We start from the raw sequence: 23,694 nt of genomic DNA, 5'->3' as shown, positions 1-23,694 counted from the left end.
GCCGCGATAACGTCAAGGCGAGAGCGTCGGGAGACAGCGACATCGAAGGATCCTTCTTTGGCGAGACGAATCCTTCATTCCAACTGATTCTCGGCCTCTCGCCTAATCACTGTCGTGTACTTTTGCCCGCAGCGCCCGGACAAGTTGTTGGATTCGCTTGATCTTCCGGACTTCACGCGGTTTCGATCCTGCGTTCGCTTCGGGCCCGCGGACCGCTGCCGTCAGGGCGAGAAGATCGACCAACCCATTGTTCTGGCGAGCTTTTCCAGCGCGATCGAACCGAGGTGAGAATTGCCGTTGGCGTTCAGCCCCGGCGACCAGACGGCCAGCGACGCTACGCCCGGCACGATCCCCAAAATTCCGCCGCCGACGCCGCTTTTTCCCGGGATGCCGACGCGAAACGCGAAGTCGCCCGACCCGTCATAATGGCCGCAGGTCAGCATCAAGGCATTGATTCTCCTGGCTCTTTCCGGCGACACCACCGAGTGGCCGGTCGCCGGATTGCGCCCGTCGCAGGCCAGGAACCGCCCGGCCAGCGCCAATTGACGGCAACTTATGGCTATGGCGCAATGGTGGAAATAGACGCCCAGTGCCAGCTCTGCGGCATGGTTCAAATTCCCGAACGATCTCATATAGTTAGCGAGCGCGACATTGCGGAATCCGGTGGCGCGTTCCGACGCCGCCACCTCCCTGTCGATGTAGATCGTCTCGTCGTCCGCCAGGAACTGGATGAATCGCAAGATCTCGCCGATCGCCTCCCGCGGCTCATGCCCGGCAAGCAGAACGTCCGAAATGACAATCGCTCCGGCATTGATGAACGGGTTGCGCGGGATGCCGCGCTCATGCTCGAGCTGAACGATGGAATTGAAAGGATTTCCAGAGGGTTCGCGGCCGACCCTCTTCCAAAGCGCGTCGCCGATTTTGCCCAGCGCCAGCGTCAGGGTGAAGACTTTCGAGATGCTCTGGATGGAAAACGGCTCGTCGGCATCGCCGGCAGAAATCACCCGCCCGTCGACCAGCGCCACGGCAATGCCGAATTTCTTCGGATCTACCTTGCCGAGCTGCGGGATATAGGTCGCCACCTCGCCGCGATCGCTGCGCTCCGCCATCTCATTGGAAAGATTGTGTAAAACCTCTTCAATTTCGGGCAAGTCGATCTTTCTATCTCAGCCAGCGCTCGATGCGCGCAAGCGCTTCGGCCATGTCTTCGTGGCTGCCGGCATAGGAAAAGCGCATGAAGCGCCCGCCTTGCAGCGTGTCGAAATCCCGCCCGGGAGTGGCCGCAACAAGCGCCTCCGCCAGCATTTTGCGCGCAAAAGCCATGCTGTCGTTGGTCAGGCGCGACACGTCGCAGAAGGCGTAGAAGGCGCCGTCCATGGGCGCCGCCAGCGCAAAGCCGAGTTCGGGAAGGCGCCGCATCAGCAACTCGCGGTTCTGCGCGTAGCGTGCCTTGGTCCGATCGAGCTCGGCGCTTGCTCCGAACGCCTCGCAGGCCGCGATCTGCGACAGTTCCGGCGGCGAGATGTACAAGCTCTGCTGGATGCGCTCGACCGGGCGCACCAGATTCTCGGGCAAAACCATCCAGCCGATGCGCCAGCCGGTCATGCAGTAGTACTTGGAAAACGAGTTGATGACCGTCACGTCGCCGTCGAGCGACAGCGCGGTGACGTCCGGCCCGACATAGTTCAGCCGGTGGTAGATCTCGTCGGAAATCACCGAAATGCCGAGGTTTTTCGCCTCCGCCAGCAGCGCCGCCATGTCGGCGGGCGGCACGACCGCGCCCGTCGGATTGGCCGGGCTGGCGAACAGCAGCCCGCGCAACGGCTTCCTTGCATGCGCCTCGGCGAGTTGGCGCGCGGTCAGAAACGGGGCTTCCTCCATCTCCACCTCGGCCACGTCGAGGCCGAGCGCGGCCATGATGTTGCGGTAGGCCGGGTAGCCGGGTGAAGCGATAGCGATGGTGTCCCCGGCATCGAACATCGCCAGGAAAGCAAGGTTGAAAGCGGCGGAAGATCCGGTGGTTACGGCAATCCGCTCAGGCGATACACCGATGCCGTAGTGGTCGGCGTAGTGACCGGCGATGGCTTTCCGCAACGCCGCCGTGCCGAGCGCGTCGGTGTAGCCGATGCGGCCATCGCGCAGAGCACGCGCGGCAGCCTCGCGTACCGCCGCCGGGGCCGGATCGAAGGGCTGGCCTACCGCCATGGAGATCACCGGCGCGCCACTCGCCTTGAGGCGGTTGGCCTCGGCCAGAATGTCCATGGCGTGGAACGGCTCGACCTCGCCGCGCCGGGAAAGCGATACCATCTTCGTGTCAACTCCAAACTCGCGGGCGCCGCCGCGCCGCACAAATGCCCGATTGATGTGGGGATCACAAGTTCATGAAAACCGGAGCGTCGCCTTTCATTCGCTCCCCTGCTCGGATACCAGTGATTCCGGTTATGAGGAAAACCCCTGCTTCCATGACGATACCGGCGGTGATGCGCGCATTGGTCGGTTTCGCGGCTGCCGCGGCGGTCACCGTCGCCGCCTCCGCGCAGGCATATGCGCAATCGAGCATGCCGATCGTTCGCGACGCCGAGATCGAGGCGCTGGTGCGCGACTATGCGCGGCCGATCTTCAAGGCAGCCGGACTGTCGTCCGGCATCGACATCATCCTGATCAACGATTCCAGCTTCAACGCCTTCGTCGCCGGGCGCCGCATGTTCATCAATACCGGCGCGCTGATGCAGGCCGAGACCCCCAACGAGATCATCGGCGTCATTGCCCACGAGGCTGGCCATCTCGCAGGCGGGCACCAGGAGCGACTGCGCGACCAGATCGCGCGGGCCCAGACCATGGCGATCGTTACCGGCCTGCTCGGCATCGGCGCGATCGCGGCCGGCGCGGCGGCCAATTCCAGGGAACTGGCGCAGGCCGGCGGCGGCCTCGCGATCGGCGGCGGTGAAGCGGCGCGGCGCAGCCTGCTCGGCTACCAGCGCACCGAGGAGACGACCGCCGACCGCTCGGCGGTGACCTATCTCGAGGCCACGGGCCAATCCACCAAAGGCATGCTGAAGACCTTCGGCCGCTTCCAGAACGCGCTGTCGCTGTCGGGCACGCGGGTCGACCCCTATCAGGTCAGCCACCCGATGCCGCGCGAGCGCATCGCCAACCTGGAAGCGCTGGCCACCAGCAGCAAGTACTACGACAAGGTCGACCCGCCTGCGCTGCAGCTTCGCCACGACATGATGCGGGCGAAGATCGCGGTGTTCACCCAGGGCCAGTCGGCCTCGGCGCGGCTTTTCCGCAAGGATCCCAAGGGACTCGCGTCGCAGTATGGCGACGCCATGGCCACCTATCTCTACGGCAATCTCAAATCGGCGCTGAAGAAGGCCGACGCGCTGGTGAAGGCGCAACCGAAGAACCCCTACTTCCACGAACTGCGCGGCGACGTGCTGATGAAATCCAACCGTCCGGCCGAGGCGGTCGAGGCCTATCGCAGCGCGGTGCGGCTGGACCCGGTGAAGTCCGGCATATTGCGCATTTCGCTCGGGCAGGCGCTGATCTCGACCGGGGATCCGGCGTCGCTCAAGAAAGCGGTGACGGAGATCAACAGCGCGCTGGAGCGCGACCGCGAGAACACGATGGGCTATCGCTATCTCGCGCAGGCGTATGGCCAGTTGGGCGATATCCCAGAGGCGGAACTCGCCACTGCGGAAGGGTATTTTTATGCCGGCGGTTATCAGGACGCCAAGATTTTCGCCATGCGCGCGCAGACCAAGATGAAACGTGGCTCGCCCGGCTGGGTGCGGGCGCAAGACATCATCAACTTCAAGATTCCGAAGAAAAAAGGCTGAGGCTTTGCTGCGAAGGCGGCGCCGCGGCGGGAGATCGAACACATGAACAAGGCAATCCTACTCGGCGCTGCCGGCGTCGCCGCCGCCATTGCGATGCTGGCGATCGGCTTCGTCGCCGGCAGGCCGGCCGCCGTCGCCAGCGACACGCCGCAAGTCATGATAGCGGACAGCAAGCTCGATCGCGCGGAGGTGGAGACCATCGTGCGCGACTATCTGCTCGCCAATCCCGAACTGATGCTTGAAGTGCAGACTGCGCTCGAGAGCAAGCAGAAGGAGGAACAGCGGGTCGCCAATCTGCAAATCATCGAGGACGCCAGGAGCGAAATATTCAACTCGGCCACCGACGGCGTCGTCGGCAACCCGAACGGCAAGGTTACGATCGTCGAGTTCTACGACTACAATTGCGGCTACTGCAAACGCGCCCAGGAGGACATGCTGGCGCTGACGGCGGCCGATCCGGACCTGCGCTTCGTGCTGAAGGAGTTCCCGATCCTGGGGCCCGATTCGCAGAAGGCGCATGTCGTTTCCCAGGCGTTCCTCAAGTTGATGCCGGAAAAATTCGGTGAGTTCCACAACGAGCTGCTCGGCAGCAAGAGCCGCGCCACCGAGGCGGCTGCAATCAAGATCGCGGTGGCGCTCGGCGCCGACGAGGCAAGGCTGCGTGAGGAGATGAAGAATCCGGCGATTTCCGAAGCCTTCGGCAGGACTTACGACCTCGCCAACAAGCTGGCGATCACCGGCACGCCCTCCTATGTGGTCGGCGACGAGGTCGTGTTCGGCGCCCTCGGCAGGGAGGTTCTGGCCGAGAAGGTCGCTCTCGCCAAGGCGGCCTGCGCCGAAACCACCTGCTGATCTCCATTTCTACGGCTTGGGTCTGGCTGTGGACAGGCCAACAACACGCTTGCGCTCTTTCCGGCGCGGGCTATGCCGTCTATAGAAGGCGCCGCGCGGCCGATCCGTGCGGATTCAAGGTGCATTGATTGAAGACGGCATTCATCCTGAACGGCCCCAACCTGAACGCGCTGGGCAAACGCGAGCCGGGCATCTATGGCGGCAACACGCTAGCCATGATCGAGGCCGATTGCGCCGCCGCGGGCGCCCCGCTCGGACTGGCGATCGACTTCCGCCAGTCGAACCATGAAGGCGATCTGGTCGACTGGGTGCACGAGGCGGCGGACAAGGCAGTCGGAATTGTGCTCAACGCCGGCGCCTACACCCACACCTCGATTGCCTTGCACGATGCCATCCGCGCCAATGCGCCGCTGCCGGTCATCGAAGTGCACCTGTCAAACATCCATGCCCGCGAAGCATTTCGCCACAAGTCGATGATCGCACCCGTCGCGGTCGGCATGATCTGCGGCTTCGGGCCGCTCGGCTACACGCTTGCCCTGCAAGCGCTCGCCGCGCGGCTCTAGGACCGCGCGAGAAAAGGAAAAAGGTCCACACATGTCGACAAAGAAAACGGATGTTGACCAGCAGCTCATCCGCGATCTCGCCGGGATCCTCAACGACACCAATCTTTCCGAAATCGAGGTCGAACTCGGCGACCTGAAGATCAGGGTGGCCCGCCAGGCCGCGTCCGTGCAGGCCTTCGCGCCCGCGCTGCATGTTCCAGCAGCCCCCGCGCCTGCGGCCCCGGCCCCCGCGGCCGCTCCGACCGCAGACCTGTCAAAGAATGCCGTTCTTTCGCCGATGGTCGGCACCGCCTACCTTGCTCCCTCGCCCGACGCCAAGCCGTTCATCGAGATCGGTCAGAGCGTGCGCGAGGGCCAGACCCTGGTCATCATTGAGGCAATGAAGACCATGAACCAGATCCCCTCGCCGCGCTCCGGGACGGTCACCGCGATCCTCATCGAGGATGCCCAGCCGGTGGAATACGGCATGCCGCTCGTCGTGATCGAATAGGCCGCCGCCCGGATGTTCCAGAAGATCCTAATCGCCAACCGGGGCGAGATCGCGCTGAGAGTTCTGCGCGCCGCCAAGGAACTCGGTATCAAGACGGTGGTTGTGCATTCGACCGCGGATGCCGACGCCATGCATGTGCGGCTCGCCGACGAAAGTGTCTGCATCGGGCCCCCGCCGTCGCGCGACAGTTATCTCAACATCCACCAGATCGTCGCCGCCTGCGAGATCACCGGCGCCGATGCGGTGCATCCCGGCTACGGCTTCCTGTCCGAGAACGCCCGTTTCGCCGACATTCTCGCCGCCCACCACATCACCTTCATCGGCCCCTCGGCCGAGCACATCCGCATCATGGGCGACAAGATCGAGGCCAAGCGTACTGCCAAGCGCCTCGGCATCCCCTGCGTGCCCGGCTCGGACGGCGCGGTTTCCGACGAGATCGAGGCCAAACGCATCGCCGCCGACATCGGCTATCCAGTGATCATCAAGGCGACCGCCGGCGGCGGTGGCCGCGGCATGAAGGTCGCCCGCACCGAGGACGACCTGATCGAGGCGTTGCAGACCGCAAGCACCGAGGCGGGAGCGGCCTTCGGCAACGATTCGGTCTACATCGAAAAATATCTGGAGAAGCCGCGTCACATCGAATTGCAGGTGTTCGGCGACGGCGCAGGCAAGGGCATCCATCTCGGCGAGCGCGACTGCTCGCTGCAGCGCCGGCACCAGAAGGTCTGGGAAGAGGCCTTTTCACCGGCGCTGAACGCCACCGAACGAGCCCGCATCGGCGACATCTGCGCCAAGGCAGTCGCAGACCTTGGCTATTCCGGCGCCGGCACGATCGAATTCCTCTACGAGGACGGCGAGTTCTATTTCATCGAGATGAACACCCGCCTGCAGGTCGAGCATCCTGTGACGGAGGCGATCACCGGCCTCGATCTGGTGCACGAGCAGATCCGCGTCGCCTCCGGCGGCGGCCTGTCGGTGACGCAGGCGGACGTGAAGTTCCAGGGCCACGCCATCGAGTGCCGCATCAATGCCGAGGATCCGCGCACCTTCGTGCCCTCGCCCGGCACGATCACGCATTTCCACACACCCGGCGGGCTCGGCATCCGGGTCGATTCCGGCGTCTATTCCGGCTATCGCATCCCGCCCTACTACGACAGCCTGATCGGCAAGCTGATCGTGCACGGGCGCAACCGCGTTGAGTGCATGATGCGGCTACGCCGGGCGCTGGACGAATTCGTGGTCGACGGCATCAAGACGACGCTGCCGCTGTTCCGCGAGCTTGTCGGCAACAGCGACATCGCCAATGGCGACTACGACATCCATTGGCTGGAAAAACATCTCGCCCACAGTGATTGAAACGGCTCGGCCGATGATACGCCCTTTCGCGCCCGGCCACCGCATTCCGACCGACCTTTTGCTGAAAGCCTATGCCACCGGCGTCTTCCCGATGGCGGAAAGCGCCGATGACCCGGAAGTCTTCTGGGTTCGCCCCGAGGCGCGCGGCATCATTCCGCTCAAGGGTTTTCACGTCTCGAAGAGCCTGCGCAAGACGGTCCGCCAGGGGCAGTTCGACATCCGCGTCGATACGGATTTTCCCAGCGTCATCGACGCCTGCGCAGAGGAACGCGAAAACCGGCGCTCGACATGGATCAACGGACCGATCCGCGACGCCTATATCGAACTCAATCGCATCGGCCACGCGCATTCGCTCGAGGCGTGGCGCGACGAAAGGCTGGTCGGCGGGCTCTACGGCGTCACGCTCGGTCGCGCTTTCTTCGGGGAAAGCATGTTTTCGAAGGAGACCGACGCCTCGAAGGTTTGTCTCGTGCATCTGGTGGAGCGGCTACGCGAGCGCAATTTTACGCTGCTCGACACACAGTTCACCACCGAGCACCTGAAGCGCTTCGGCGCGATCGACGTGCCCCGCCGCAAATATGAAATATTGCTTGCCGAGGCGCTGGAGTCGACTGCGAAGTTTTATCCGTAAGGCTCTGGAAGGTCCGGCTTAGTTGGTCTTGTTGGCTTCCGGCGGCGGCACGTCCGAGGCCTGTTTGCAACTCTTCAGCCACACGTCGTAGACGGCGTGCTCGACGGCGTTGAGGCCCGGGCTTTCCGCGAACATCCAGCCGGTGAAGATGCGCCGGATCTTTCGGTCCAGCGTGATCTCGTCGACCTCGACGAAGGAGTCCGTCTTCGGCTCCTCTTCCTTGGCACGCGAGTAGCAGACGCGCGGCGTGACCTGCAGCGCCCCGAACTGCACCGTCTCGTCGATATAGACATCGAAGGTGATGATGCGCCCGGTGATCTTGTCCACTCCGGTGAACTCGGCGACCGGATTGGCGATGCGTTCCGCCAGCGCCGGCGCCGCAAACAGCGTCATGCAGGCCGCCACGACCGCCGCCAGCCTTGCACCGCCTTGTTTTGGGGAAAAGATCATGCGGACGAATCCGGAAAGGGTTGCCAGACCACCATGGGGCTTATCGGCCCGTCATGGTCAACATGCGATTAATTCTGGATTGTGGCGAGAACGGACCGCAACGGCAATTCAACTGCCCGGCGTCCAGGCGTCGTAGTCGCCGGTGACCTGCGGCCGGTGCGAGCCGTGGGCAAGCGACCCCGGCGGCCGATACGCCGCGGGGCTGCCGGTCAGGTTCGGCTGATGGGCCTTCTGCCATTCGCGCGGCTTGTAGTTCTCCTGCGACGGGGCCATGTCGACGCGGTGATGCATCCAGCCGTGCCAGCCGGGCGGGATGGCCGAGGCCTCGGCGAGCCCGTTGTAGATGACCCAGCGACGCGTGCGGCCCTCCGAATCGGTGCCGCCCTCGTAGTAGGTGTTGCCGAACTCGTCCTGCCCGACCTTGCTGCCGTAGCGCCAGGTGTGGAAACGCGTGCCGAGCGTCTGGCCGTTCCACCACGTAAAGAACTGGACAAGGAAGTCTTTCATCGCATCCCTCGGCCGACCGGCGCCTGAAAGGCGCTTCGCGGAATTTTGCCCGTTATGGCCTCGCCCGCCGGCCGTTGCAAGTGCGGGCTGTTGTCCCACGCTGCTTTCCGCGAGGGCTTTGGCCGTCATCGCTCGGGAACCAAGCCGGCCGGAGCCGGTTCTGTCCTTGGGCATCCATTTAGGAGGATCACGACATGAGACTGATTTCTTCCCTGTTGGTAGCGGCGTCGCTATCTTTCGCCGCCGGCACCGCAATGGCCGCTTGTCCCGACGACACGGCCGCCGCCGGCACCGACATGAACAAGACCGGGGCCATCGCCAAGGATGGCACGCATGCTCCGCTGGAGACGCCGGACAGCCAGGCCAAGGCGGGCAATCCTGTCGCCAAGGACGGCAGCAACATGCCGCTGGCCGAACAGGAAGGCGGCGGCAACAAGGATCTCGCCACGTCGCAACAGGATGTCGAGGCGCAGCAGCATGGTGACAAGACCGCCGCTGCCACGGCTGAAGACGAGAAGTGCAAGGAATGATGCAAATGCCCGCCGGCTCGCCTTTGAAGTGCGGGTCGGCGACCCATGGCGCCACGCCAGGCGCTTAATCCAGGCGCTTCTCGTAGACCAGTGCGGGAATGGCGAACCTTGAGCCGCCGCAGTTCGCCACCTCGCCCCGCGGCTCAAAACCGTTCCTGCGGTAAAAGGCGATGGCCGGCAGGTTTTGCGCCTCCACCTCGAGCCGAAGCATCCGTGCATCCGGAAAGCTGTCCTCGATCTCCTCGAGAAGCAACCGGCCGAGCCCGCTTCGCTGCAGGGTCGGCCGCACATAGAGCTGATGCAGGATCACGATCTTGGGATCGCTGGTGCCGGCCGCATAGGCCATGCCACCGAGGCTCTTGCCGTCGTCGGCAACCACGAATTCGGAGTTCGGCCGCGCGAGCCGCGCCTTCAGCGACGGAATCGAATGCCACTCGTCGGTGATCTCCGAGACCTTGTCGACGCCGTAGATCGAATCGTAGGTGGCGTGCCAGGTCTCCACCAGCAGGTCGCGCACCGCCGGAAGATCGCGCTCGCTGGCGGTGCGCAGGAACATTTTTATCCCTCGATGCCGAGCTTGGCCTTCACCAGGTCGTTCACCGCCTGCGGGTTGGCCTTGCCACCGGTCGCCTTCATCACCTGGCCGACGAACCAGCCGGCCAGCGTAGGCTTGGCCTTCGCCTGCTCGGCTTTTTCCGGATTGGCAGCGATCACGTCGTCCACCGCCTTCTCGATGGCTCCGGTGTCGGTGACCTGCTTCATGCCGCGGCTTTCGACCAGCGTTTTCGGGTCGCCGCCTTCGTTCCAGACGATTTCGAACAGGTCTTTTGCGATCTTGCCGGAGATCGTGCCTTCCTTGATCAGGTCGATGATCGCGCCCAGTTGCCCAGGCGAAACCGGTGCGTCTTCAATGGCTCTGCCGGCTTTGTTCAACGCGCCAAGCAGGTCGTTGATCACCCAGTTGGCGGCCGCCTTGCCGTCGCGGCCGGCCGCGACTTTCTCGAAATAGTCGGCAACGGCCTTTTCGGACACCAGCACCGAGGCATCGTAGGCAGTGAGGCCGAGCGCCGAGATCAGCCGCGTGCGCTTGTCGTCCGGCAACTCCGGGAGGCCGGCGGCAAGAGCGTCGACATAGGCCTGGTCGAATTCCAGCGGCAAAAGGTCCGGATCAGGGAAATAGCGGTAGTCGTGCGCCTCTTCCTTTGAACGCATCGACCGCGTTTCGCCCTTGTTGGGGTCGAACAGCCGCGTCTCCTGGTCGATCTTGCCGCCATCCTCGAGGATCGCGATCTGGCGGCGCGCCTCGTATTCGATCGCCTGGCCGATGAAGCGGATGGAGTTGACGTTCTTGATCTCGCAGCGCGTGCCGAACGCGCCGCCCGGCTTGCGTACCGAAACGTTGACGTCGGCGCGCAGCGAGCCTTCTTCCATGTTGCCGTCGCAGGTGCCGAGATAGCGCACGATGGTCCTGAGCTTCGTCACATAGGCCTTCGCCTCTTCCGAGGAGCGCAGGTCCGGCTTCGAGACGATCTCCATCAGCGCCACGCCCGAGCGGTTCAGGTCGACATAGGACATGGTCGGATGCTGGTCGTGGATCGACTTGCCTGCATCCTGCTCCAGATGCAGCCGCTCGATGCCGACCTCGATCTCCTCGAACTGGCCCTTCGAATCCGGCCCGACCGACACGGCGACGATACCCTCGCCGACGATCGGCTGCTTGAACTGCGAGATCTGGTAGCCGTGCGGGAGGTCCGGATAAAAATAGTTCTTCCGGTCGAAAACCGACTTGTGGTTGATCTCAGCCTTCAGCCCGAGCCCGGTGCGGATCGCCTGGCGCACGCATTCCTCGTTGATCACCGGCAGCATGCCCGGCATGGCTGCGTCGACCAGGCTGACATTGTCGTTGGGCGCCGCGCCGAACGAGGTCGACGCGCCCGAGAACAGCTTTGCCTCGGAGGTGACCTGGGCGTGGACCTCCATGCCGATGATCACCTCCCAGTCGCCTGTGGCGCCGGGGATAAAACGTTTCGGATCGGGCGTGCGGGTGTCGATGAGGGTCATAGCTGTCCGGCCGGAAAGGCGCAAATTGATCCGGGTCTGGCTATTCGAATTGGCGGCGACAGGCAAGGGTCGGGGAACCGGGTAACTGGCGACGATTCTCCGTCCGGATGATCTGTCGGCTTCTCACTCCATACTGGCAACCTGCGAAAAAGCCACAATGTTCGCGCTTAGTTCGATGACCTGTTCGAAGGAGCAGCTCCGAAGCTGGACTGTCGACTATGGAAAAGGCTCTTGAGATCAGGCCGTTTCACCAACTCAAGCGACTTCGGGCGGTGCAGCTCGGTGCGATCCTGAGTGCTGCTGTGCTCGTTGCTTCGCGTCCGGCTTGGAATGAGGATGCCTTGGCGCATGAAGTCATAGAAATGGTCGGCCTGGCTCTCGTCCTTGCATGCGTTGTCGGCAGATTGTGGTCTATCCTTTATGTCGGCGGCAAAAAGAACGAGGAATTGGTGGCGGTTGGTCCATATTCGATCAGCCGCAATCCGCTCTATTTCTTCTCGACAATCGGCGCCATCGGGATCGGCATGATGTTCGGCTCGTTGATCGCCGCAATCGTCCTGGGGACCGCCACCTATGCGGTTTTCGCTTTCACGGCCTCGAAAGAGGCGATGTTTCTGAGAGCGAAATTCGGAGCAACATACGAGGCGTACGAAGCGAGAACTCCGCTATTTTGGCCCAATCCGTTCTTGTACGCCGAGAGTTCCGACACGCGATTTTCACCAAGAGCGCTGAGGCGTACGTTTCAAGATGGATTGTTTTTCCTTGCGTTTTTCCCGGCGCTCGAAGTCGTCGAATATTTGCGTGACATTGGCGCGATACCGACCTTGCTCAGATTGTACTGATCGTCGAGACCCATCTTTGGCCGCCGAGAGCCATCCGACCACATAGCCTTCCGTCCGCCGATCGGTTATACGCACCGCCTCCCGATGGAGTGTGGATGTCTTCTTACGCTGAGACCCGCTGAAGCCCTGCCTTTCGGCAAGGCAGGGCCTGAAAACCTGAACCCCGTGCCGCGAGTTTTCGCGGCTGCGGCTTTTTGTTTTGGCCATACGGCCAGGTTTTCCCGGGACATTTTCCAATGGACATCTCGCGCACGGAACAGCGCATTTTGCATCTGCTCGCCCAGGGCGGGCGCATCGAAATCGAAAAGGACGAACGCAAAAGGATAGAGGCTGCGCATTGCCTGACCCGCGACGGCTGGCGCTATCCGGGCTTCGACCTCGACCTCTTCCGCAAGCTGAAGCGCAAGCGGGCGGTCTCCTCGTCGCAAGGCGGCCCCTATCGCATCACCCGGCGCGGTCTGGAGCTGGTGCGGTCGGAACTGGACAACCGCTAGGAAAACGGGGCCGGCCGGGCTCGACCCGGCCGGTTCTTACGCCGTCGCGATATATTCCCGGATCTGCTCGGCCTCGCGCTCTACGTCCTCGATGCGGCGCTTCACCACGTCGCCGATCGAGACGATGCCATCGAGCTGGCCGTTCTTTTCCACCGGCAGATGGCGGAACCGCCCCTTGGTCATGATCTCCATGACTTCGTTGACGGTATGGTTCTCGTTGCAGATGCTGACTTTCGGGGTCATCACCTCACGCACGCTGCGGTCGAGCGCCGCCGCGCCGTCGCGACCGACCTGCCGCACGATGTCGCGTTCGGAGAGGATGCCGACGATCTTGCGGTCGCCATTGGTCACGACCACGGCGCCGATCCGATGCTCCGCCAGCATCTGTATCGCCGTTGACAGCCTTTCGTTGGGGCCGATCGTGAATACGTCGTGGCCCTTCCGTTCCAGAATTGCCTTCACCGTCATGGCGTCCTCCAGCTATCGTCGAACGAACGCGGCGCGACCAGCGCACGCCGATCCGTGGCATATCGTGCCCCTCGTGCCCGGCCAATGCAAGTGTCTGAAACCTGGCGGCGCGATGGCTACCTTTGTCTGCGGTCAGCGGAGCTTGCCGAGAAAATAGGGCACGCCCAGGAAGCCTGCGACGAAGCCGCCGATGTGAGCCTCCCAGGCGATCGCGGCCTCGGCGCCAGGACCGAAACCGAAATAGCCGGTCGCAAGGTTGGTCAGCATCCAGAAAGCCAGGAAAGTCACGACGCCGCGCGAGCGGAACACCTCGCTGACTGGCAAGACCGGCCCGCCGAACGACGCCCGATTGCCGCGGCGTTCGATGCGGAAGGCAAACCGCGTCGCCGCTCCCATCATGCCGGAGATTGCGCCGGACGCGCCGATGAGCGGCCCCTGGTCGAGCGGATGGATCGCCCAGTGCAAGGCTGCCGCCGACAATCCGGTAACCGCCCAGAAGAGCAGGAAGCGCAATGTCCCCAGCCGGTTGGCCAGCGGCGAACCGAAGGCCGCGAGCCACACCATGTTGATGCCTAGATGCAGCCAGTCGCCATGCAGGAACGTGTAGGTGAACGGCGTCGTGAAGGCATAGACATCGAGGTCGAACATGCCGGAATAGCGGATCGGGATGAAGGCGGCGCGCAGCAACAGGTCGCCGTATTGACCTCTGTTCAGCGCGTAGACGCTCACGACATGCACCATCGCGCAGATCGCGATCAGAAGAACCACGACGCCCGGCATGTTGAAGACCGGTTCGCGCGGCCTCTCTCGCGGTTCCGGCGGAATGGTCCTGGCAGGTTGTTCGCTCATCGTGGCTGCTTGCTAGCGCATACGGAAGCAAAGCAAAATGGCCGCCTGCCCGCGGGACCGGATTTTCACGACGGCGGTCCGCCAGCCTGTGCCGAATCGCCGAGGCAATCTCCACGAATCAAAAAAGAAGGCCGCCCAGAAAATGCTGGACGGCCGGTCGAGCCCCCGCTCGTCCCGAAGATTTTTGACTGAAGTGGCGCAAGCTGATGTCCGCAACCGCGCCGTGGAGTGCTCATAGTGATCTCACGGCGGCCTGCTGCGTGCAATCTAAACCGAAAGTTAACCTTAACGCTCCCGACCCGTGAACAACCCAAGGCAAGGCTGGCACGCATCCTGCTCCGCCACGCATGTAGCAGTCAGCGGACACGTTCCCTGTCCGTCGCTGATACAGCGGACAGCAAGACGCGTGGATTGGATCGGCATGAAACGGGAAGCATCGGTCAACCTGTTCCAATATTGGAACCGCCTGCGGGACGGACGTCCGGCGCCGCGTCGGACCGAAATCGAGCCCGCCGACATCAAGGCGTTGCTGGGCGATACCTTCATCCTTGAAAATGATTCGCGCGGCGAAGCGGTCTTCCGGCTCGCCGGCACGCGCCTCTGCGCCATCTATGGCCGCGAGCTCAAGGGCTTCGCTTTCTCGTCCCTGTGGCGAGAGAACGACAGCCGCATGGTCATGCGGCTGGTGCAAGCCGTCTTCCACGAAAAGTCCGTGCTGGTCATATCGTATGAAGGCATTTCGCGCGGTCAGCGCTCCGTGTCGATGGAACTGCTGCTGCTTCCCCTCGACGGCGGCGAGGAGCATCGCCGGGCGCTCGGCATCATCTCGCCAGAGTCCAAACCCTATTGGCTGGGCGCCGATCCGGTGTCGGACGCTGGCGTGGAGGCAGTGCGAATCGTCAATCCGGACCGCGAGCCGATGTTCCTGAAGAATAGGCCGGCGGTTCGGGTGGCGTCGACGTCGTCCGGTCGCGACGAGCCGCAGCCGCCGTCTGGCCCGGTCGGCGCGCGCCGGATACGCCATCTTGTGGTATTGCCGGGCGGACGGATGGAATAGTTGCTTCCGGCGGCAAAACAGCCGTCATAATTACCCGCCGTTAACCTCTCTGACGATATCTAATTGCCATCCAGCTAATATTGCGCGGATTTGGCAGTCGAGCGGAGCAGGACCAGTGATCAGGGCGACGGCAGTGGACCAATCGCCATCGAAGGTTGAGCGGCGCAACTTCCAACGGGTGCGCGTGAAGATCTATGGCCGCTTCATGCTCGAGGACCGCAGCGAGCATCCCTGCCAGGTCATCGACATGTCGCCCGGCAACGTCGCGCTCCGCGCCGACAAGATCGGTCTGCCCGGCGAAAAGATCATCGCCTATATCGATCATATCGGCCGCGTCGAAGGCGTCGTCACGCGCGCGCTGGAAGACGGTTTCGCGATGACCATCATCGCGTCGGACCGCAAGAAGGACAAGCTCGCGGCGCAGTTGACCTGGCTCGCCAACAAGCACGAACTGGACCTGCCCGAAGACCGCCGCCACGAGCGCATCGCACCGCGCAACCCGATGAGCACGCTGCAGCTCACGGATGGCCGCCAGTATCCATGTCGCATTATCGACCTTTCGCTCTCCGGCGCCGCGGTCGAAATCGATGTCCGGCCGGCGCTGGGCATCCAGGTCGTGCTCGGCACCATGCGTGGTCAGGTCGTGCGCCACTTCGACGATGGCATCGCCATCGAGTTCGCCGTTGTCCAGCGCTCGGAAGCGCTGGAATCGGAATTCAGCGGCCAAAACTGAACTCCCCTTCGTCGGGCGGCTGTGACAGCGGCCCTACCCTTGCGGCGCCGTTCGATCCGCTCTGCGTCCGCCATGGCCGCCGGCTCGCAGCCTCTCCTCCGCCCCTCAGGCCCGGTCGTTGCCGCGCAGGACCGCATGCAGCCGCGGCGGCTGGAGCAGTTCGCACTCAGGTCGGGCTCGTCTCGGCACGGTTAACAAATGCCGAGCAGAACCAATCGAATTTTATACTTGTAAGAATTGAAGTATCTAACAAAACGTTTCAAGTTCTATTCAATATCTACCGCGCTGTTTTGCGTCAAATAAATTCGCCTCTGTCATTGTCGCCTCGAACGGGGAGACGGGACTATGACAAAAGCGAAGGGGATGTCGCTGCTGCTTGCCGCGGCCTTCAGCATCGGGGCGATGACGGGAACGGCAGGGGCGGCCGGGTCCTTCATGAAGACCGGCAGCCGCACCACGCAACCCGTGGGGCATTACGAACTCTGCCGGAAACTTCCGCAGGAATGCCGGCAGAAGACCGCACGGCACGCGCCGATCGAACTTACGCGGGGCCTGTGGTCGTCGATCGTCAGCATCAACAACGCCGTCAACGCCGCGGTCGCGCCGAAAACCGACATGGAAATCTGGGGCCGCGAGGAAGTGTGGTCCTATCCCGCCGGCGAGGGTGATTGCGAGGACTATGCGCTGGAGAAGCGCCGGCAGTTGATGGCGCTGGGCATGCCGGCCGGCGACCTGTTGATCACGGTGGTCCGTCAGCCCAACGGCGACGGTCACGCGGTTCTGACCGTGCGCACCAGCCTTGGCGACTACGTCCTCGACAATCTCGAGCCGCGGGTGCTGGCCTGGGAAGAGACCCCCTACACCTATCTGAAGCGCCAGTCGGACACCAATTCGGGCGCCTGGGTCAAGATCAACGACGGTCGCGCCGAGGCTGTGGCGAGCGTTCGCTAGCGAGTTTTCGGAAAAACCCGGTCGAGTCCCCACCCTCCCCGTCCCAACGACCGGGTTTAGGAGCCGGCCCCTGTCCCCGGGGCCGGCTCCGCTCCTTTTGGGGGCATGCGGGGTGCTCCGCCTCCGCGATGCGGATCGGCAACGGTGACCCGACGGCATGCGATCCCGGTCAATCATCCCGCGCATGGCCACTTGCAGGCTTTCATATTGCGTTGGATAGTCTGCCATGTGCCGGCGAATCGAGGAGCGCCGCACTTTTTGGCTTTTGCGGGGGCATGACAATGCGCGCACTTCTTACGCTGACCGGCCTGCTGGCGATCGTCATCGGCCTGTCAGCATGCCAGAGCGCATCGTCGAGCAGCGATTTTCAGCCGCGCTGCACACCGCGCGCCCAGGACGCAGGCAGTTGCTACGGCATCGCCCTGCCGGCAGGCGCGAATTTCAACTGAGCGGATCGTCTGAGGTATTCCGACGGCGCGGCCCGCGCCGTTTCGCACCAAAGCTTAACGGATACGATGTGGAACAGAGAACGGTCGCGGTGGCCGCTGTCATCAATTCGGTATGGAAGCTTGGGAGAATGGTGGGCGATGTAGGGATTGAACCTACGACCCCACCCGTGTGAAGGGTGTGCTCTCCCGCTGAGCTAATCGCCCGCCAGCAGCCCGAAGGCCAACAGCGCGCCGCGATATAGGATGCGCCGGCGGGCCAAGTCAAGGACACTTGGCTCGCTTTGTGGATAGGTCGCCGAGAATGGATATCAGGCTGCTGGAAGGCGGGCGGCAACCCTGTGACTGCCGCCCGCCTTGCCCTCAGGCCAGCGTATAAGCGGTCTTGACCGTCGTGTAGAATTCCGCGGCGTAGCGCCCCTGCTCGCGCGGGCCGTGGCTGGAGCCCTTCCTGCCGCCGAACGGCACGTGGAAATCGACGCCCGCCGTCGCCAGGTTGACCATGACCATGCCCGCTTCGGCGTTGCGCTTAAAATGCGTGGCGTGTTTCAGGCTGGTCGTGCAGATGCCGGACGACAGGCCAAACGGCGTGTCGTTGGCGACATGCAGCGCCTCCTCATAGTCCTTCACCCGGATGACCGAGGCGACGGGCCCGAAAATCTCTTCCTGGCTGATGCGCATGGCGTTGGTGGCCTCCGTGAACAACGCCGGCTGCAGGTAGAAGCCCGGCGTCTCGCGGTTCAGCCGCTCGCCGCCGAAGGCGAGTTTCGCGCCCTCGTCGCGGCCGATGGCGATGTATTTCTCGTCCTGGTCGAGCTGGTTCTGGTCGACCACCGGGCCGATCTGCGTGCCTGCCTTCAGCGCGTTGTCGACGACGAGGTTTTTCAGCTTTTCGGTCACCGCCGCCACGAACTTGTCTTGGATGCCGTCCTGCACGATGAGGCGCGAGGAGGCCGTGCAGCGCTGCCCGGTCGAGAAGAAGGCGCCATTGACCGCGCAGTCGACGGCAATCGCGAGATCGGCGTCGTCCAGCACCACCAGCGGGTTCTTGCCGCCCATCTCCAACTGGAACTTTCTGTTGTGCTCGATGGAGGCGGCGGCCACACGCTTGCCGGTGCCGACCGAGCCGGTGAAGGTGACGGCGTTGATATCAGCGCTGTCGAGCATCGCCTGGCCGACGACCGAGCCCTTGCCCATGACCAGGTTGAGCACGCCCTTCGGCAGGCCGGCGCGATGAAGAATGTCGACGATCGCCCACGAACAGCCGGGAACAAGGTCGGCCGGCTTGAACACGACGGTATTGCCGTAGCAGAGGGCTGGCGCGAGCTTCCAGGCCGGGATGGCGATCGGGAAATTCCACGGCGTTATGATGCCGACGACACCGACCGCCTCGCGCGTGATCTCGACGCCGACCCCGGGCCGTACCGACGGCAAGATCTCGCCCGCCAGCCGCAGCGCCTCGCCGGCGAAGAAGTCGAAGATCTGCGCGGCGCGAATGGTCTCGCCGACGCCTTCGGCGAGCGTCTTGCCCTCCTCGCGCGACAGCAGCCTTCCGAGCTCGTCCTTGCGCGCCAGGATCTCATCGGAGGCTTTTCGCAACACCGCGTGGCGCTCCAGCGGGCCGGAACGCGACCATTTCGGGAAGGCGGCCTTGGCCGCGGCGATCGCGGCCAGCGCGTCGGCCTTGGTCGCCCGGGCATAGTCGCCGACCACGTCGTTGGTGTCGGAGGGATTGATGTTGGGGACCGCGTCGCCCTTCACCCACTCGCCGTCAATCAGATTGCCATGCAGTTCGCTCATATCCGCTTCCATTTCCAACAATTCAGCATAGGGCCGTCTCGCCGCCGGGATGCTGGATCCCGGCGGCGCCAAGGCTGGCCTGGGGCTTATCTAGGAGAATTCGCGGCGCGCGGACAGGCTTGGCCGGGAAGAATCGCCCTCGCGCGCCATTTTGCGAAACTTGACCCGGAATCGAAACGGCGCCCGTCTCGGGCGCCGTTCGTCGATTTAACGCAGTGAGAAGCCGGCTGGCGCCGGCTGCGTCAGAACTTGACCTTGAGGGTGCCCGACAGGGCGCTGACGAGATCGTTGCCGTAACTATAGGTGACCTGATCGTCTGCCGAGGAGCCACTCGTAAGGACACCAAGAGCTCCGCCAAACCTGACTTCGACGTTCTGGTTCGGCGTGTAAGCCGCGCCGGCGGATAGTGTCCACGTATCGCTCTGCGTTCCGACGGTGGTCGACGTGCCACGGTCCCACGTAAGGCTCACAGCTCCGCTCCATTGCTCGTTGAAGCTATGGCCGACGCCTCCCTGCACCGTCCAGCCGTCGCGATAGAGAAGTTCGAGAGACGTGATTTCCTGGCCCTGCGCGCAGAGGCCGGGCGTCGGGTTCACGCACGCGAAAGGCACGACCTGCAATTGGCTCCAGTCGACCCACTTGACCGAACCGAAAGCGAGCCAGCCAGGCGCGATGCCCGTCTGGAGCTTGAGCTCTACCGAGGCGGGCATAGCCTGTTGACCAACGACAGGGACCGGAGACGCCAGGAGCGGGTTGACCTGAGAAAGGTCCAGCGTGCCTGTAATATCACCCAGGTTTACCTCGCTGTTGTAGACGAGGCTGGCGCGCAGCGCGATCTCGGGAATTTCGTAGGCCGCGCCGATGCGCCAGCCAACACCATTGCCTGCCAGTTCGAGCCGCCCCTGGCCGTTGCCGGGCACAGCTATGTCAGGAGCCACAGAGCGCACCTTGAAGCCGTCGACTTCCTGATAGAATACACCGCCGATAACGCGGAACTGACCCTTCCCGGCCTGCATCTTGTAGGAGCAAGTGGCTGCGTAATTATCGCTGTTGATCTTTGTTTCGATGTTGCTGTTGGCGCCCATCCAGTCCGCGCCGGGATTGCTATGGGCGCCCCAAGGCTGCGAATAATCGAACATGCAGTCCACGGCATCGACCGCGCCGAACTTCACGCCGATGCGCGGCACCCAATAATCTTCCGTATCCCGAACGCCGTCCGTGGCGCCGCCGCCGATGCCGTTCGAGCCAATGCCGTTGGCGGGATTGACGTCGACGACATTGTCCAGCTTGCGGTCCGGCATGACATAGGTGGCGGTCGCCTCGGCGGCGAAGCGCGACGGATCGAACAGAAGATCGATATTGTAACCGCCGCGTTCCAGGCCGCCCGCCATCGCGGTTCCGGCCACCGTCGACAGAAAGCTTGCGCCGATCAGAGACGAAAGCAGCGTCCGGTTCATGAATGTCCTCTCCCCAGTACTTCGCGCAAATGTTGAGCGAATTCGCGGGAGGGGCGCAACGAGCAATTTGGACCGGCGCCCCTGCCGTACCGACGAGTACCCCCAACTCCCCCACCAGAACGCGCCGATCGAGCCGAGTTTCGCAGGAAATTGGTAAGAAATGATAAGGAAATAGCGAAAAGTGGCCAAACCTGCGGGCGATTCCCGCGATTTAGGCCGACTTGTCACTTTGCGGCAACATTGCGGCGGAAAATCGCCGCGTGCCGCCGAAGTGCCCCTGCGGAACGCCTTGAGCGGGTATTTTTGGGGCGGCACGGACCGGCAAGGGTGCCGGCCCGCGACTCACCGTCAGGTCTGGACGTCGCGTACCCGGGAGAGCGCGATCACCAGCCGCTCCTGCGTGGCCTGGTACTCCGCCAGCTTCTCGCGCTCGGCCTCGACGATCTCCGGCGCCGCGTTGGCCACGAAACGTTCGTTGGAAAGTTTCTTGTGGATGCGCGCGATTTCTTCCGTGACTTTGGCCAGTTCCTTCTGCAGCCGCGCGGCCTCGACGGCGAGGTCGATCAGCCCGCCGAGCGGCAGGCAGACGGTCGCCTCGCCGAGCACGATCTGCGCCGAGGCCGGCGGCGGCGTCTCCGCAAAGCTCACCGTCTCGACACGTGCCAGGCGCTTGATCGCCGCGTCATGGCGCTCGAACCGGAGTTTTGTCGTCTGGTCGGCACCGACCACCGCGAGCGGCGCCACGGCGCCGGCCGGCACGTTCATCTCGGATCGCACCGAACGGATGCCGGAGACCAGTTCCACCAGCCAGTTGGTTTCGGCGGCGGCGTCGAGATCCTCGAAGTCCGGCTGCGGCCAGCGCGCATGGCAGAGCAGACTCGCCCGCTCCTGCCCCTCGCCGGCGGTCAGCGCCCAAAGCTCCTCGGTCATGAACGGCATGATCGGGTGCAGGAGCTTGTAGATCTCGTCGAGCACGAAGGCGGCGACCGCCTGGCTTTCGGCCTTCGCCGCCTCGTCGGTTCCGGCGAAGATCGGCTTCAGCAGTTCCAGATACCAGTCGCAGAAAAGATTCCAGACGAAGCGGTAGGCCGCCCCCGCCGCTTCGTTGAAGCGGTAGCTGGTGATGCCCTCGGTGACGGCGCGCGAGGCCCGCGTCAGTTCGGTCAGGATCCAGCGGTTGACCGTCAGCTTGGCGTCGTTCAGCCAGAAATCGTCGTTGCGCGCCACGCCATTCATCTGGGCGAAGCGGGTGGCGTTCCAAAGTTTCGTGCCGAAATTGCGGTAGCCGGCGACGCGCGACGGATCGAGCTTCACGTCCCTGCCCTGCGCGGCCATGATGGTCAGCGTGAAACGCAGCGCATCGGCGCCGTATTCGCTGATCAGGTCGAGCGGGTCGATGACGTTGCCCTTCGACTTCGACATTTTCGCGCCGGTCTTGTCGCGCACCAGCGCGTGGACGTAGACGGTGTGGAACGGCTCCTCGTCCATGAAATGCAGGCCCATCATCATCATGCGGGCGACCCAGAAGAAGATGATGTCGAAGCCGGTCACCAGCACGTCAGTCTGGTAATAGGTCTTCAGTTCCGGCGTCTTGTCCGGCCAGCCGAGCGTCGAGAACGGCCACAGCGCCGAAGAGAACCACGTGTCGAGCACGTCCTCGTCGCGGGTCAGGATCTCGCCCGGCTTGAAGTTCTCGAGCTTGTCCTCGACCCAGGCCTTCCACGGCCCTTCGTGGGCGATGTAATGCTGGATCGCGGCTTCCAGCGCCGTCTCCTCGTCCTTCTCGACGAAGACCGCCCCGTCCGGCCCATACCAGGCCGGGATCTGGTGACCCCACCAGAGTTGGCGCGACACGCACCACGGCTCGATGTTCTCCATCCAGTCGAAATAGGTCTTTTCCCAGTTTTTCGGCACGAAGTTGGTGCGCCCCTCGCGCACCGAGGCGATCGCCGGCTTGGCCAGCACCTTGGCGTCGAGGAACCACTGGTCGGTCAGCATCGGCTCGATCACCACGCCGGAGCGGTCGCCGAACGGCTGCATGATCTTCTTCGCCTCGACGAACGGCACGTCGTTGCCATCCGCATCCTTGGTCGTGACGGCCAGTCCCTCGGCAGTGATCGCCTCGACGATCAGTTTTCGCGCGGCGTAGCGGTCGAGGCCGCGATATTCGTCCGGCACCAGGTTGATGCCGTCGACCTCCGCCTCGCCCGGCGTGTTTCCGGTCCTGGCGATGTCAAGCGCCTGCGCCGCGTACTCAGCATAGGGCTCGCCGTCGGCGCGCATCACCGCGCGCGTATCCATCAGCCGGTAGAGCGGAATGTTGTTGCGGCGGGCGACCTGGTAGTCGTTGAAGTCGTGCGCGCCTGTGATCTTCACCGCGCCCGAGCCGAAGGTCGGGTCGGGATACTCGTCGGTGATGATCGGGATCAGGCGCCGGTGCTCCTTCGGGCCGACCGGAATCTCGCACAACTTGCCGACGATAGGCGCATAGCGTTCGTCTGACGGGTGAACGGCGACCGCGCCGTCACCCAGCATGGTCTCCGGCCGCGTCGTCGCGATGGAAATATAGGCGCGCTCTTCCTCGAGGATGACGTTTCCGTCGGCATCCTTCTCGACATAGGTGTAGGTCTCGCCGCCGGCCAGCGGATACCTGAAATGCCACATATGGCCGTCGGCTTCCTTGTTCTCCACCTCGAGGTCGGAGATCGCCGTCTCGAAAGCCGGATCCCAGTTGACCAGCCGCTTGCCGCGATAGATCAGCCCTTCCTTGTAAAGCCGCACGAAGACTTCGAGAACCGCCTCCGAGAGTCCCTCGTCCATGGTGAAGCGTTCTCTGCCCCAGTCGCAGGAGGCGCCGAGCCGCTTCAACTGATGGATGATCGAACCGCCCGACTGTTCTTTCCAGGTCCAGACGCGGCTGATGAATTCGTCGCGTCCGATGTCACGGCGCGAGGTGCCGCTGGCGGCAAGCTGGCGCTCGACCACCATCTGCGTGGCGATGCCGGCATGGTCCATGCCCGGCTGCCACAGCACGTTCTTGCCGCGCATGCGCTCGAAGCGGACGAGGATGTCCTGCAGCGTGTTGTTGAGCGCATGCCCCATATGCAGCGAACCCGTCACATTGGGCGGCGGGATGACGATGGTGAAGGGTTCGGCGCCGGGCTCCGATCCCGCGCCTGCCCGAAAGGCGTCCGCCTCTTCCCAGCGTTCGGCGATCGCCGGTTCGACGGTTTTCGCATCATAGGTCTTGTCAAGCATGGGAAAACCGTCCGTAGCTGTCCGGAAATAAGAAAGGCCGGTGTAAACCGAATGGCCGGC

24 protein-coding genes and 1 tRNA gene are annotated in these 23,694 nt (G+C 63.5%); 13 read left to right on the top strand and 12 right to left on the bottom strand.

Annotation, left to right across the window (positions count from 1 at the left end; all coding sequences use genetic code 11):
- Positions 1-221 precede the first annotated feature (221 nt).
- Together RB623_RS28130 and RB623_RS28125 are read right to left on the bottom strand one after the other, a co-directional pair.
- Positions 222-1,151: a glutaminase gene (locus tag RB623_RS28130; RefSeq protein ID WP_308060438.1), complete on the bottom strand. Its 930-nt coding sequence runs from the start codon at positions 1,149-1,151 to the stop codon at positions 222-224.
- 10 nt (positions 1,152-1,161) lie between these two features.
- Positions 1,162-2,307 carry an aminotransferase class I/II-fold pyridoxal phosphate-dependent enzyme gene (locus RB623_RS28125; protein WP_308060437.1) on the bottom strand — a complete coding sequence of 382 codons (1,146 nt, stop codon included), beginning with the start codon at positions 2,305-2,307 and terminating at the stop codon, positions 1,162-1,164.
- A 155-nt stretch (positions 2,308-2,462) separates the two neighbouring features.
- On the opposite strand from RB623_RS28125, the gene RB623_RS28120 reads away from it, so the two are divergent.
- The 6 genes from RB623_RS28120 (at position 2,463) to aat (ending at position 7,731) form a co-directional block, all read left to right on the top strand.
- Positions 2,463-3,839 (top strand): M48 family metalloprotease, encoded by a 1,377-nt coding sequence (locus tag RB623_RS28120; protein WP_308060436.1) that lies wholly within the window; start codon positions 2,463-2,465, stop codon positions 3,837-3,839.
- Positions 3,840-3,881: 42 nt separating this feature from the next.
- Positions 3,882-4,691 carry a DsbA family protein gene (locus RB623_RS28115; protein ID WP_308060435.1) on the top strand — a complete coding sequence of 270 codons (810 nt, stop codon included), beginning with the start codon at positions 3,882-3,884 and terminating at the stop codon, positions 4,689-4,691.
- A gap of 128 nt (positions 4,692-4,819) precedes the next feature.
- Entirely contained in the window at positions 4,820-5,254 is a 435-nt protein-coding gene (aroQ, locus tag RB623_RS28110) for a type II 3-dehydroquinate dehydratase (protein WP_308060434.1), read from the top strand.
- Positions 5,255-5,285: 31 nt separating this feature from the next.
- Positions 5,286-5,744, top strand: a complete 459-nt coding sequence (accB, locus tag RB623_RS28105; RefSeq protein WP_308060433.1) for an acetyl-CoA carboxylase biotin carboxyl carrier protein — start codon at positions 5,286-5,288, stop codon at positions 5,742-5,744.
- Positions 5,745-5,756: 12 nt separating this feature from the next.
- Entirely contained in the window at positions 5,757-7,100 is a 1,344-nt protein-coding gene (gene accC / locus RB623_RS28100; protein ID WP_308060432.1) for an acetyl-CoA carboxylase biotin carboxylase subunit, read from the top strand.
- A gap of 13 nt (positions 7,101-7,113) precedes the next feature.
- A complete protein-coding gene (gene aat / locus RB623_RS28095) occupies positions 7,114-7,731 on the top strand; it encodes a leucyl/phenylalanyl-tRNA--protein transferase (RefSeq protein ID WP_308060431.1) in 618 nt (205 codons plus the stop codon).
- A gap of 18 nt (positions 7,732-7,749) precedes the next feature.
- Here the strand turns inward: aat and RB623_RS28090 are convergent, their stop codons facing one another.
- Both RB623_RS28090 and RB623_RS28085 read right to left on the bottom strand, forming a co-directional pair.
- Complete coding sequence (locus RB623_RS28090; protein ID WP_308060440.1) at positions 7,750-8,124, bottom strand: DUF2155 domain-containing protein; 375 nt, start codon at positions 8,122-8,124, stop codon at positions 7,750-7,752.
- Between the two features lie 165 nt (positions 8,125-8,289).
- A complete protein-coding gene (locus RB623_RS28085; protein WP_308060430.1) occupies positions 8,290-8,688 on the bottom strand; it encodes an NADH:ubiquinone oxidoreductase subunit NDUFA12 in 399 nt (132 codons plus the stop codon).
- A 194-nt stretch (positions 8,689-8,882) separates the two neighbouring features.
- Between RB623_RS28085 and RB623_RS28080 the strand changes: the two genes are divergently transcribed.
- A complete protein-coding gene (locus RB623_RS28080; protein WP_308060429.1) occupies positions 8,883-9,218 on the top strand; it encodes a hypothetical protein in 336 nt (111 codons plus the stop codon).
- A 64-nt stretch (positions 9,219-9,282) separates the two neighbouring features.
- Here the strand turns inward: RB623_RS28080 and RB623_RS28075 are convergent, their stop codons facing one another.
- Both RB623_RS28075 and gatB read right to left on the bottom strand, forming a co-directional pair.
- Positions 9,283-9,774 (bottom strand): GNAT family N-acetyltransferase, encoded by a 492-nt coding sequence (locus RB623_RS28075; protein ID WP_308060428.1) that lies wholly within the window; start codon positions 9,772-9,774, stop codon positions 9,283-9,285.
- Between the two features lie 2 nt (positions 9,775-9,776).
- Positions 9,777-11,279, bottom strand: a complete 1,503-nt coding sequence (gatB, locus tag RB623_RS28070) for an Asp-tRNA(Asn)/Glu-tRNA(Gln) amidotransferase subunit GatB (RefSeq protein WP_308060427.1) — start codon at positions 11,277-11,279, stop codon at positions 9,777-9,779.
- Positions 11,280-11,497: 218 nt separating this feature from the next.
- Here gatB and RB623_RS28065 point away from each other — a divergent pair, with 218 nt between their 5' ends.
- Positions 11,498-12,121: an isoprenylcysteine carboxylmethyltransferase family protein gene (locus RB623_RS28065; protein ID WP_308060426.1), complete on the top strand. Its 624-nt coding sequence runs from the start codon at positions 11,498-11,500 to the stop codon at positions 12,119-12,121.
- A 236-nt stretch (positions 12,122-12,357) separates the two neighbouring features.
- On the top strand, positions 12,358-12,615 hold the full coding sequence (locus RB623_RS28060) for a YjhX family toxin (RefSeq protein ID WP_308060425.1): 258 nt from the start codon (positions 12,358-12,360) through the stop codon (positions 12,613-12,615).
- 36 nt (positions 12,616-12,651) lie between these two features.
- Here the strand turns inward: RB623_RS28060 and RB623_RS28055 are convergent, their stop codons facing one another.
- Both RB623_RS28055 and RB623_RS28050 read right to left on the bottom strand, forming a co-directional pair.
- Positions 12,652-13,083, bottom strand: a complete 432-nt coding sequence (locus RB623_RS28055; protein ID WP_308060424.1) for a CBS domain-containing protein — start codon at positions 13,081-13,083, stop codon at positions 12,652-12,654.
- Between the two features lie 132 nt (positions 13,084-13,215).
- Positions 13,216-13,932: a rhomboid family intramembrane serine protease gene (locus RB623_RS28050; protein WP_308060423.1), complete on the bottom strand. Its 717-nt coding sequence runs from the start codon at positions 13,930-13,932 to the stop codon at positions 13,216-13,218.
- Positions 13,933-14,353: 421 nt separating this feature from the next.
- Here RB623_RS28050 and RB623_RS28045 point away from each other — a divergent pair, with 421 nt between their 5' ends.
- From RB623_RS28045 to RB623_RS28030, 4 genes are all read left to right on the top strand, one after another.
- On the top strand, positions 14,354-14,989 hold the full coding sequence (locus tag RB623_RS28045) for a PAS domain-containing protein (protein ID WP_308060422.1): 636 nt from the start codon (positions 14,354-14,356) through the stop codon (positions 14,987-14,989).
- 118 nt (positions 14,990-15,107) lie between these two features.
- On the top strand, positions 15,108-15,722 hold the full coding sequence (locus RB623_RS28040; RefSeq protein WP_308060439.1) for a PilZ domain-containing protein: 615 nt from the start codon (positions 15,108-15,110) through the stop codon (positions 15,720-15,722).
- Positions 15,723-16,067: 345 nt separating this feature from the next.
- Complete coding sequence (locus RB623_RS28035) at positions 16,068-16,673, top strand: transglutaminase-like cysteine peptidase (protein WP_308060421.1); 606 nt, start codon at positions 16,068-16,070, stop codon at positions 16,671-16,673.
- A gap of 281 nt (positions 16,674-16,954) precedes the next feature.
- Entirely contained in the window at positions 16,955-17,122 is a 168-nt protein-coding gene (locus RB623_RS28030) for a hypothetical protein (RefSeq protein ID WP_308060420.1), read from the top strand.
- A 129-nt stretch (positions 17,123-17,251) separates the two neighbouring features.
- Here RB623_RS28030 and RB623_RS28025 read toward each other — a convergent pair.
- The 4 genes from RB623_RS28025 to RB623_RS28010 form a co-directional block, all read right to left on the bottom strand.
- A tRNA-Val gene (locus RB623_RS28025) sits at positions 17,252-17,326 on the bottom strand.
- A gap of 156 nt (positions 17,327-17,482) precedes the next feature.
- The gene (locus tag RB623_RS28020; protein WP_308060419.1) at positions 17,483-18,919 is read right to left on the bottom strand and encodes an aldehyde dehydrogenase family protein; all 1,437 of its coding nucleotides are present in this window, start codon (positions 18,917-18,919) and stop codon (positions 17,483-17,485) included.
- A 242-nt stretch (positions 18,920-19,161) separates the two neighbouring features.
- Entirely contained in the window at positions 19,162-20,376 is a 1,215-nt protein-coding gene (locus tag RB623_RS28015; RefSeq protein ID WP_308060418.1) for an OmpP1/FadL family transporter, read from the bottom strand.
- Positions 20,377-20,724: 348 nt separating this feature from the next.
- Positions 20,725-23,634, bottom strand: coding sequence for a valine--tRNA ligase (locus RB623_RS28010; protein ID WP_308060417.1), 2,910 nt, complete (start codon positions 23,632-23,634; stop codon positions 20,725-20,727).
- Between the last annotated feature and the right edge of the window lie 60 nt (positions 23,635-23,694).

This window comes from Mesorhizobium sp. LHD-90 (assembly GCF_030929505.1).
GTDB lineage: Bacteria > Pseudomonadota > Alphaproteobacteria > Rhizobiales > Rhizobiaceae > Kumtagia.
This window is presented reverse-complemented; position numbering and strand designations above follow the sequence as displayed.